The sequence below is a fragment of the Azoarcus sp. TTM-91 genome, assembly GCF_012911025.1.
Taxonomy (GTDB): Bacteria; Pseudomonadota; Gammaproteobacteria; order Burkholderiales; family Rhodocyclaceae; genus Azoarcus.
On sequence record NZ_WUEI01000056.1, the window covers coordinates 18,248 to 28,666 of the forward strand.

Here is a 10,419-nt window from a genome sequence, read left to right on the forward strand (position 1 = left end):
CTTACTCCCGCGCGAAGCGGCCGCCGGGCTGCAGCAGGTCCACTCCGCAGCGCAGTTCCCGCAGCCAGGCGAGGAAGGCCGGCACCGCCGCGCCACGATAGACCGGGCCGTGCTGGGGGGCGATCACGTCGATCTCCAGCCCGGCGATGGTGTCCAGCCAGCAGCGGATGGCGTGGTTGGAGCACATGTAGCGGCGGTGGAAGTCGGCGATGTAGGGCAGGTGGGCATCGAAATCGTCGACGAAGGCGTCGTCCTGCTCGTTGGGCAGCATGGCGGCGCCGATGTCGCCGCTGAAGAGGATGCGCGAGGCCGGGTCATAGACGTTGATCTGGCCTTCGGAGTGGAGGAAGTGCGCCGGCACGATGCGCACCGCGTAGCCGGGTGCGATCTCCCAGTCCATGCCTTCGTCGGGCACGCCGACAAAGCGCGACATGTCACGCAGGCCATAATGCGGCAGGAAGCGCAGCCAGATGCGGGAGGCCAGCACCCGGGCGCGGGTCAGCTCCATCCAGGTGGAAAGGCCGCCGACGATGTCGGGGTCCTGGTGCGACAGCACGATGGTGCCGACCTGTTCCGGACGCACATAGCCGAGCATCTCGGCCAGCACCTGGGGCATCACACCGAAGCCGCCGGGATCCAGCAGCGCGCCGTGGCCCTCGTGCACGATCAGGTACTGGTTGGAGCGGATGCCGTCTTCCTCGCCCGGCTCGCTTTCATTCAACAGTACGAAACGGTGCTTGCCGTCGTCGAACAGTTCGACGTTTCTCATCCTTGCATGGTCTCCGTGGTGGGAAGGCCGGCGCTGCCTGCGACATACGCCGAATGGAAAGCGTTAGACCCTATCCGACGAATGGATTTATTACAACGGAGATACCGCAGCTTTCGTTACAAATGCCGCAGCCGGACGCGATTTCAGCCCTGCGGGCGCTGCTAGACTCTGCCGCCCGGGTCGAACGACCTGCTTTCCCCGGAGCCTGCCATGCGTATGATCAGAATCCATGCCGCTGTCCTTGTTGCCGCATTGCCGCTGCTGATGGCGGACGTGACGGCCGCCGCCGCGCCCAAGCGTGCCGGCAGCTGCGAGGTACGTAACGAGGACATCAACTTCTTCCGCGACAACGGCCTCACCGTGAAGCTCAGCAGCAAACTGCAGTTCAACAAGGTGCTGCTGCGGGAGAAGATCAACGCCAAGGTCACCGGCGGTGTCGCCATGCTCTCGGGGCGGGTCAGCTCCCGTTCCATGGTCGAACTGGCCGGCAGCCTCGCGGCCGATACCAGCGGCATCCGTTGCGTGCAGAACTACCTGGAAGTGGGGCCGCCGCTGCCGGAAGCGGAACGGCCGGTATGAGGCGTGGCGGACTTCACGGTCCGCAGCCTGTCCGTGCAGGAATACGCGTCGGCCTGCGGTGGCGCGCTTGACGCCGCCGTCGGCCATCGGCTAGGGTTGTGCCCCATGAACGCGAGCAAGGCCGTTCCGGCCATCTCCTTCGCTCTCTTGCTGCTGCCGGCGCTCCCCGCGCTGGGCCTGCTGCTGCGCGGCCCGCGCAGCTAAAAAATACCCCCCTCCTGTCGTTTTCCTGTGCCGCCCCGTCGGGCGGCCGAGTCCATTCGGGCTCGGTGCGTGACGTGGCGCAAGTTTTCCTCCCGGAGCAAGCCATGTTCAACCTCGATTCCCTGCTACGACTGCGACCCGGTTGCCGGACCACGAGCCAACGGCCGTCCGGCAGCCAATCCGCCGCGCAGGCCGCCGCGCATGCACTGAACGCAGTCCGACCTCGAATGCAAAGGAATCGACCATGTTGAAGCAGCCCGACACCAAGTACCGTTCGTTCAACCCCTTTCCCGGCGGCAAGCCGCTTGCCGACCGGACCTGGCCCGACAAGGCCATCACCCGTCCGCCGGTGTGGATGAGTACCGACCTGCGCGACGGCAACCAGGCGCTGTTCGAGCCGATGAACAGCGAGCGCAAGATGCGCATGTTCAAGATGCTGGTGGAGATCGGCCTCAAGGAAATCGAGGTGGCCTTCCCGGCAGCCTCCCAGACCGACTTCGATTTCGTCCGCGAGCTCATCGAAGGCGGCCACATTCCCGACGACGTCACCATCGAGGTGCTGACCCAGGCGCGCCCGCACCTCATCGAGCGCACCTTCGAGTCCATCCGCGGCGCCAGGCGCGCCATCGTGCACGTCTACAGCGCTACCGCGCCCAACTTCCGGCGCATCGTCTTCGACCAGGACAAGGCCGGCACCAAGGCATTGGCGGTGGAAAGCGCCAGGTTTTTCCTCGAGATGGCGGCGCGCCAGCCGGAAACCGATTTCACCTTCCAGTACAGCCCTGAAGTGTTCTCCGGCACCGAACTGGAGTTCGCCATCGAGGTCGCCAACGCGGTGATCGAGGTGTGGCAGCCGACGCCGCAGAAGAAATGCATCATCAACCTGCCGGCGACGGTGGAGATGAGTACGCCCAACGTCTATGCCGATCAGATCGAGTGGATGCACCGCCACCTTGCCCGTCGCGACAGCGTGCTGCTTTCTGTGCATCCGCATAACGACCGCGGCACTGCGGTGGCCGCCGCCGAACTCGCGGTGATGGCCGGCGCCGACCGCGTCGAAGGCTGCCTCTTCGGCAATGGCGAGCGCACCGGCAACGTGGACCTCGTCACACTGGCGCTCAACCTCTACAGCCAGGGCGTGCATCCCGGCCTGGACTTTTCCCGCATCAACGAAGTCGCGCGCACGGTGGAGCACTGCACCCAGCTGCCCATCCATCCGCGCCATCCCTACGTCGGCGATCTCGTCTTCACCGCTTTCTCCGGCTCGCACCAGGATGCGATCAAGAAGGGCTTCGCCGCGCAGCAGCCGGATGCCATCTGGGAAGTACCCTACCTTCCTGTGGATCCGGCTGACCTCGGTCGCAGCTATGAATCCATCATTCGGGTGAACAGCCAGTCCGGCAAGGGCGGCATCGCCTACCTGCTCGAAACCGAATACGGCATGGTGATGCCGCGCAGGCTGCAGGTGGAGTTCTCCTCCGCTATCCAGCGCATCACCGACGAGACGGGCACCGAGGTCAGTGCCGCCGACATCTGGAGCGCCTTCGAGGCCGAATACCTGTCCTTGAAGTCGCCGCTCGCCTATGTCGAGCACCACCTCGCCGAGCACGGTGGCCAGCAGGGCGTGAGCTTGACGGTGGAAGAGGGCGGCGTGCGCCGGGTGCTGCGCGGCGTCGGCAATGGCCCGATAGACGCGGCCTTGAATGCGCTCGACGCTGGTGCGGTGCTGCTCGGCTACGAAGAGCGCGCCATCGGCCAGGGCTCGGATGCGCGCGCGGTGGCCTTCGTGGAACTGGCCGGCAGCGACGGCAGAGGCGCCACCTTCGGCGTCGGCATCCACGCCAACATCGTCACGGCGTCCATCCTCGCCATCCTCTCCGGCATCGACCGTCTTGCCGCTCGCGGCGTGGTCGCGGCGCCGGCGGTGGCCAAGGTCGGCAGCTGAGCCTGGTCCGCGGATCGCCCGGCAGCATTCCGGCCGCTAGCAATCGCCCGCATCCTGGGCGTGTCGGCGGCAGGAAAGCGGGGCGCGAGAGAAAAGCCGGAGGCGGCATTGTCGCCTCCGGCTTTTTTCCATCCGGGCGGCAGAGGTTATGCTCTGCCCATGAAACCGGTACCCGAAGACCCCGTCCTGCGCGGCACCACGGCCGAGCAGCCCCGCGCAAGGGCATCCACCCATGCCCTCCCCGACTACCTCGCCCGCACCTACACCTGGGCGTATCTCAATCCCCGCAACCTGCGCTTGCTGGATCGCATGCCGGTGGTCAACGCCATCCTGTGGGGCAACGCGAACCGGCTGATGCAGGCCGCCGTGGCCGAATTCGAGCCCGGCCAGCGGGTGCTGCAGGCCGCTTGCGTGTATGGCGATTTCTCGATGCGGCTGGCGCGCCGGCTGGGCGACGAAGGCCGCCTGGAGGTGGTGGATGTGGCGCCGGTGCAGGTCGAAAACCTGCGGCGCAAGGCCGCCGGGGAATGCCGGCTGGAGGTCCGCGTCGGCGATCTCGCCACCGAGGCCGCGCTGGCGGGGGAGTCCCCTTTCGATGGCGTGTGCTGCTTTTTCCTGCTGCATGAAGTGCCGGCGCCGGAGCGGGCGCGCATCGTGCACAACCTGCTGTGCGCGCTGCGGCCGGGAGGCCGCATCGTCTTCGTCGATTATCACCAGCCCGCCAGCTGGAATCCGCTGCGGCCGGTGATGGCGGCGGTGTTCCGCTGGCTGGAGCCGTATGCGCCGTCGCTGCTGCGGGCGGACATCACCACGCTGTCGCCGCTGGGCGGGGGGCTCGTCTGGCGCAGGCGCAGCCTGTTCGGCGGCCTGTACCAGATCGTGGTCGGCGAGCGCCCCGGCTGAGGGCGCCCGCCGCCGGGCTCAGCGGTTGCCGTTACCCGGCTTGGCCGAGAACAGCGCGGCGCGCTGGCCGCGGTTGCCGTCGCGGCCGCCATTGTTGCGCGCGGGCTGGGCACGGTTGCCATTCACATCCGGACGACGGCTGTTGTCGATGCGGTTGCCATCCACGTCAGGCCGTTGCGGTGCTACGCGGTTGCCGTCGATCTCGCCACGCTGGCGTTGGGCGGGGGCGCGGTTGCCATCCACCTCGCCGCGCGGGCGATCGCTGCGCTGGCTGCCGTTGCCATTACGGCCCTGGCGGTTGCCGGCGTGCGGACGGTCGCCATTGGGGCGGTCGCCCTGGGCACGTTCGCCATTCGGACGGCCGCCGGCCGGGCGGGCGCCACCGCCGTTGCCGCGGCTCTCACCGCGGCCCTGGCCTTGGCGCTGACCTTGCCCCTGGCCCTGGCCGCGGCGGCCGCCACGTTCCTGGCCGCGACGCTCGCCACGTTCTTCTTCCGCCGGCTCCGGCGTGGCCGAGGGCACGAAGCCTTCGGCGGTGGCGCGGTCGACACGGCGGCGGATGAGGCGTTCGATGGCGGCCAGCAGCTTGGTCTCTTCCGAGTCGACCAGCGAAATCGCGTGGCCTTCGGCGCCGGCGCGGCCGGTGCGGCCGATGCGGTGCACATAGTCTTCCGGCACGTTCGGCAGTTCGAAGTTCACCACCTGCGGCAGCTGGTCGATGTCCAGGCCGCGGGCGGCGATGTCGGTGGCGACCAGCACCGGCAGCGAGCCGTCCTTGAACTGGGCCAGCGCGCGGGTGCGGGCGCCCTGGCTCTTGTTGCCGTGGATGGCAGCGGCCGGGATGTCATGCCGGGTCAGGTATTCGGCCAGCTTGTTGGCGCCGTGCTTGGTGCGGGTGAACACCAGCACCTGGAACCACTGCTTTTCCTTGATGAGCCAGGCGAGAAGCTCGCGCTTCTGCTTCTGGCCGATCATGTACACCGCCTGCTCCACTCGCTCCGAGGCGGTATTGCGCGGCGCGACTTCGACGCAGCCCGGCTTGTGCAGCAGGCCGTTGGCCAGCTCGCGGATCTCGTCGGAGAAGGTGGCGGAGAACAGCAGGTTCTGGCGCTGCTTGGGCAGCAGGGCGAGCACCTTGCGGATGTCGCGGATGAAGCCCATGTCCAGCATGCGGTCGGCTTCGTCCAGCACCAGGATCTCGACGCCGGAGAGGTCCAGCGTCTTCTGGCCGACGTGGTCCAGCAGGCGGCCAGGGGTGGCGACCAGGATGTCCACCCGCTTCTTTAGCGCGGTGATCTGCGGATTGATGTTCACGCCGCCGAACATGACCATGGAGGTGAGCGGCACATGCTTGCCATAGGTTTGCACCGACTCCTCGACCTGGGCGGCGAGTTCGCGCGTCGGTGTGAGGATGAGGCAGCGCGGCCGGCCGGGCTGGACCTGCTTCGGCTGGCTGGACAGCAGGTGCAGCACCGGCAGGGTGAAGCCGGCGGTCTTGCCGGTGCCGGTCTGGGCGGCGGCGAGCAGGTCGCCGCCGGCGATAACGAGGGGGATGGCCTTTGCCTGGATCGGGGTGGGCGCGGTGTAGCCGGTGTCGGCAATTGCGCGCAGCAAGGGCTCGGCGAGGCCGAGTCCGGCAAAGGTGAGTTCAGCAGTCATGCAGCAGTGCTCCAGCGACGGCCTGTCGCTCGAAGCCGAGAGACACCAATCGAGGCGGGCGGGAAAGGGGACCGGAGGGGTCGTTTGAGAAGAAGCCGCGATCGATTGGCCAGGACCGCGGAAGCGGCGAATGATAGCGGTTTCGCCGCACGGTGGCGAGTTGGAGTGCCGCTGAGGCGGTGCGGCGGGCGCATCACGGGCAGGTAACAGGCGGGTAACAAAATACGCCTCTATTGCTTTTGGACAATATCTGTGCTGCGCTGCGGACGCTATAGTCCGCTCCGGTCCCGAAAATGCTTGGAGACGAGCGATGCCCGCCGTCCTTTCCCGTTTATCCCCGATCCGTTCGCGGCTCGCCCTGCGCCTGGGCACGGTAGCCGCCATCGGCTTGGCGGCGGTGCTCTTCTTCGCGGCGTGTGCCTTCGTGATGCAACTGGCCGGCCTGTGGCTGGCCTGGGACGCGCTAGGCGAGGGCCTGGGTTTCCTGGCTTTCGCCTGGGGATTGCTGGCCTTGCTGTCCGGCGCTTTTTTCGTGATCGCCCTGCACCTGCTGTGGGTGCCGCTGCCACCGCCTTCCGGCATCCTGCTGCCGCGCGCCGCGGCTGACTCCTTCTACCGCCTCATCGACCGCATCGGCGGCCGGCTGGGCGCGGGGGAGATCCACGGTGTCTGGATCACCGGAGAGATGAACGCCGCGGTGGTGCAGCGCGCGATCTGGGGGGGCTTTGGCCCCATCCGCACCCACCTGCTGGTCGGCCTGCCGCTGGCCCACAGCCTGTCGCGCCACCAACTCGCCGCGGTGCTGGCCCACGAGTTCTCCCACCTCGCATTGCAGCGCAGGGGCGCCGGCGCCTGGCTGGCGCACTTCCGCGCCTGGTGGCTGCGGGTGTTGGAGCGGGCCTGCCTGGTCTGCCCGGTGGCGGCGCCGTCGCTGGACGTTACCTTCCGCCGCTACTACCGCGACATGGTGCGGCTGTCCCGCCTGGAAGAGTTCGAGGCGGACGCCATGGCGGCTGAGATGGTCGGCCCGGCGGTGCTGGGCCAGACGCTGGTGGAGGTGACGCTGAAGGAGCGCTTCCTCAGCCAGGACTACTGGCCGATGGTGATGGCTCACGGCGCGGCGCAGAACCAGCCTTCGATCCGCCCCTACCGGGAGATGGGCCTGGGCGTGGCGGCTGGTTTCCTGCGCCCGGTGGCGGCCAGGATGACGGCGATGGCGCTGGTCGACAGCGAGCGCGACGGCGACTTCCTCCACCCGACGCTGGCCGAGCGCCTGCGCGCGCTGGGCGTGGGCGCCGAGGTCGCCACCGAGGACATGCCCTCCGCCGCCAGCCACTACTTCGCGCCGCTGCTGCCCAGCCTGGCGTGGGTGTTCGACCGCGCCTGGTGGCAGGACATGCGCCGCATGCTGCGCGGCGAGCGCAAGGGCCGCGCCGTGCGCGAAGACGGCGAAGCCTGATCCCGCGCTTTCTCCGGCCTAGCGGCGCGCGCGCGCCTCTTCCAGCTGGGCGCACAGCCGCGAAGCGCCATCCAGTATCCGCGGCGTGTGCCGCTGTATCAGCTCCGGCGGGATGAAGAACAGATTGCCCCGCTGGCTGGCCGTCAACTTGTCCCAGTTCTTCCACTGATCCAGCCATTCTGGCCGTGCCTCGCCCATGCCGCTGGCGACGATGGCCTCCGGGTTGGCCGCCAGCACCGCCTCCGTGCCAACGGTGGGCGCCAGCTGCGACAACCCGGCGAACACGTTCTCGCCGCCGCACAGCGCGATCACCTTGGAAATCAGGTGCTCGCCATTCACCGTCATCAGCGGCTGGTTCCAGATCTGGTAGAAGGTGCGCACCGGCGGCCGCTGGCCATAGCGCTTCTGCAGCATGGCCTGCCGTTCGCGGAAAGCGGCTGCCGCGTGGAAGGCGCTGAGCTGGGTGCCGGCGAGGCGGCCCAGGGTCTCCAGGCTACTCGCCACGTCCTCCAGGCTGCGGGGCTCATTCACGTACACTGCAATGCCCAGCGCGGCGAGCCGGTCCAGGTTGCCGCCGCGGTTGCCGGTCTTCCAGGCGACCACCAGATCAGGCTTCAAGGCCGCCACCGCTTCCAGATCCACGTTGTTGTAGCCGCCCACCTGCGGCAGCCGCGTTGCCGCTTCCGGGTAGTCGCTGTAGTTCACCGCGCCCACCACCTTGTCGCCGGCACCGGCGGCGAACAACAGTTCGGTGACATGCGGGGCGAGGCTGACGATGCGCTTGGCCGGGGCGGCCAGGCGCAGTTGGCGGCCGGCGTCGTCGGTGACGACGATCTCGGCACGGGCAGTGGTCGCGGTCAGGCCGGCGCTCAGCGCAAGCAGGGCGAGGGCAGTACGGGGGCGGAAGCAGAGGCTCACTTGGGGCTCTCGATCAGGGGGCGGAGTTCATGCAGCGCCTCGGCCAGGCGGGCGAGGGCGGCGGCGTCGCCCGGCAAGCCGAAGCGTAGGCCGGCGGGCTGTGGGAAGTGGCGCACCAGGATGCCGCGGCGGGCGAGGGCATGCTGGAGTTCGGCGGCGCGGGGATGCGGCACCCAGCGGAACAGCGGGCAGCCGTTTCCGCCTGGCAGGCCGGCGGCATACAGGACTTCGTCCAGCGCGGAGGCGGCGTTGGCGAGGCGCAGGTGCTGGGTCTGCTGCCAGTCGCGGTCGCTCAGTGCGGCCCGCGCGGCATGGCGGGCCGGGCCGCTGACGGCCCACGGCCCCAGTTTTCCGGCCAGCGCTGCGCGCAGCGCGGCGGGCGCAAGCACGAAGCCGACGCGGGCGCCGGCGAGGCCGAAGAACTTGCCCAGCGAGCGCAGCACCACCAGATTGCCGGCGTGCTCCACCGCGCTGGCCAGACTGCCGTCCGCAGCGCAGTCGATGAAAGCCTCGTCCACCACCAGCCAGCCGCCGCGGCTGGCGAGGCGGCGCTGCCACTCCAGTAGGCGCTCGCGTGGGTGGTGGTGGCCGGTGGGGTTGTTGGGGCTGACCAGCAGCAGCAGGTCGGTGTCGTCCAGCACCTGCTCTATGGCCTTGGCGTCGCCCGCCGGGCAGCGGTGCTCAATGCGTGCTTCCCAAGCGGCGGCGTGTTCCGCGTAGCTGGGCAGGGCCAACGTGACCCGGCGGCCGGGCAGCAGGTCGGGCAGGGCCTGGATGGCGGCCTGGGAGCCGGCGACCGGCAGCGCTTCGGCACCGTAATAGTGGCGGGCGGCGGCTTCCAGGCCGTCCTCCTCTTCCGGCAGGCGCTGCCAGACGGCGGTCGGCACTGGCGGCACGGGGTAGGCGTAGGGGCTGATGCCGGTGGAGAGGTCCAGCCAGTGTTCCAGGGGAATGCCGTGCGTCTGCGCCGCGGCGCGCAGGCGGCCGCCGTGTTCAAGCACCGGCCCGCTCCAGGATGACCGCGAGCAGGGCGGCAAGGCCCAGCCACAGCAGGACGCCGCGGCGGACCAGCGCGACGGCCGCGCGTATCGAGCCCGCGTCCGGCGGCTGGCTGCCGCCCAGCGGTGGGCGCTGTTCCAGTTGGCCGTGGTAGATCGCGGCGCCGCCCAGGGCGACGCCCAGCGCGCCGGCGCCGGCGGCCATCACCGGGCCGGCGTTGGGGCTGTCCCAGGCCGGCGCCTGGCTGCGCCAGCAGGCGAGCGCGGCGCGGGTGCGGCCGAGCAGGGCGTAGGTGAGGGCGGTGAGGCGGGCGGGCAGGGCGTTGAGCAGATCGTCGGTGCGGGCGGCGACGCGGCCGAAGGCGAGGTAGCGGGCGTTGCGGTAGCCCCACATCGCGTCCAGCGTGTTGGCGAGGCGGAACAGCAGCGCAGCCGGGCCGCCGCCGACGAGGAACCAGAACAGGGTGCCGAATACCGCGTCGTTGCCGTTCTCCAGCACCGATTCGGTGGCGGCGCGGGCAACGCCGGCTTCGTCCAGCGCGCGGGTGTCGCGGCTGACGATCCAGCTCACCCGGTCGCGCGCCTGCGGCAGGTCGCCGGCAGCCAGCGGCGCGGCGATGGCTTCCGCATGTTCGGCCAGGCTGCGGCCGCCGAGGGCGAAGTAGAGCAGCAGGATGTCCACCGCCCAGTGCGCCTGTGGATGCAGGCCGCGCAGCGCCAGCGCCAGGCCCACCCAGGGCGCGACCGCGGCCAGCCAGGCGAGCAGGCCGAGCGCGAGTTCGCGGCGATGGCTGTCGCCCGGGCGCCGCAGCCGGCGTTCGATGGCCTTCGCCCAGTTACCGAAGCCCACCAGCGGATGCCAGCGCCGCGGCTCGCCGAGCAGGCGGTCCGCCAGCAGGCCGGCGGCGAGCTTGATGACGAGGAGGGCGAAGGCGGACATCTGCGGATTGGCGGCGGGGTTGGCGCGTAATGGTGGGTGTATCGG

General features: G+C 69.4%; 9 protein-coding genes. 4 read left to right on the forward strand and 5 right to left on the reverse strand.

The window, feature by feature from the left end; translation table 11 throughout:
• Position 1: 1 nt before the first annotated feature.
• Positions 2 to 769 carry an MBL fold metallo-hydrolase gene (locus GRF61_RS15100; RefSeq protein ID WP_169151457.1) on the reverse strand — a complete coding sequence of 256 codons (768 nt, stop codon included), beginning with the start codon at positions 767 to 769 and terminating at the stop codon, positions 2 to 4.
• A 210-nt stretch (positions 770 to 979) separates the two neighbouring features.
• Here GRF61_RS15100 and GRF61_RS15105 point away from each other — a divergent pair, with 210 nt between their 5' ends.
• The 3 genes from GRF61_RS15105 (at position 980) to rquA (ending at position 4,400) form a co-directional block, all read left to right on the forward strand.
• Positions 980 to 1,348, forward strand: a complete 369-nt coding sequence (locus tag GRF61_RS15105) for a BON domain-containing protein (RefSeq protein ID WP_169151458.1) — start codon at positions 980 to 982, stop codon at positions 1,346 to 1,348.
• 448 nt (positions 1,349 to 1,796) lie between these two features.
• Positions 1,797 to 3,497 (forward strand): 2-isopropylmalate synthase, encoded by a 1,701-nt coding sequence (gene leuA / locus GRF61_RS15110; RefSeq protein ID WP_169151459.1) that lies wholly within the window; start codon positions 1,797 to 1,799, stop codon positions 3,495 to 3,497.
• A 159-nt stretch (positions 3,498 to 3,656) separates the two neighbouring features.
• On the forward strand, positions 3,657 to 4,400 hold the full coding sequence (gene rquA, locus GRF61_RS15115) for a rhodoquinone biosynthesis methyltransferase RquA (RefSeq protein ID WP_169151460.1): 744 nt from the start codon (positions 3,657 to 3,659) through the stop codon (positions 4,398 to 4,400).
• 18 nt (positions 4,401 to 4,418) lie between these two features.
• Here the strand turns inward: rquA and GRF61_RS15120 are convergent, their stop codons facing one another.
• Positions 4,419 to 6,059, reverse strand: a complete 1,641-nt coding sequence (locus tag GRF61_RS15120) for a DEAD/DEAH box helicase (protein WP_169151461.1) — start codon at positions 6,057 to 6,059, stop codon at positions 4,419 to 4,421.
• A gap of 310 nt (positions 6,060 to 6,369) precedes the next feature.
• On the opposite strand from GRF61_RS15120, the gene GRF61_RS15125 reads away from it, so the two are divergent.
• Positions 6,370 to 7,518 (forward strand): M48 family metallopeptidase, encoded by a 1,149-nt coding sequence (locus tag GRF61_RS15125; protein ID WP_169151462.1) that lies wholly within the window; start codon positions 6,370 to 6,372, stop codon positions 7,516 to 7,518.
• 18 nt (positions 7,519 to 7,536) lie between these two features.
• Here GRF61_RS15125 and GRF61_RS15130 read toward each other — a convergent pair whose 3' ends face one another.
• From GRF61_RS15130 to cbiB, 3 genes are read right to left on the reverse strand one after another with little or no spacing between them, the layout of a single operon-like run.
• A complete protein-coding gene (locus GRF61_RS15130; protein WP_211165995.1) occupies positions 7,537 to 8,400 on the reverse strand; it encodes a cobalamin-binding protein in 864 nt (287 codons plus the stop codon).
• Positions 8,401 to 8,432: 32 nt separating this feature from the next.
• Positions 8,433 to 9,437, reverse strand: a complete 1,005-nt coding sequence (gene cobD, locus GRF61_RS15135) for a threonine-phosphate decarboxylase CobD (protein ID WP_169151464.1) — start codon at positions 9,435 to 9,437, stop codon at positions 8,433 to 8,435.
• Entirely contained in the window at positions 9,430 to 10,374 is a 945-nt protein-coding gene (gene cbiB / locus GRF61_RS15140; RefSeq protein ID WP_169151469.1) for an adenosylcobinamide-phosphate synthase CbiB, read from the reverse strand. Before cbiB ends, cobD begins: the two co-directional genes overlap by 8 nt.
• Positions 10,375 to 10,419 lie beyond the last annotated feature (45 nt).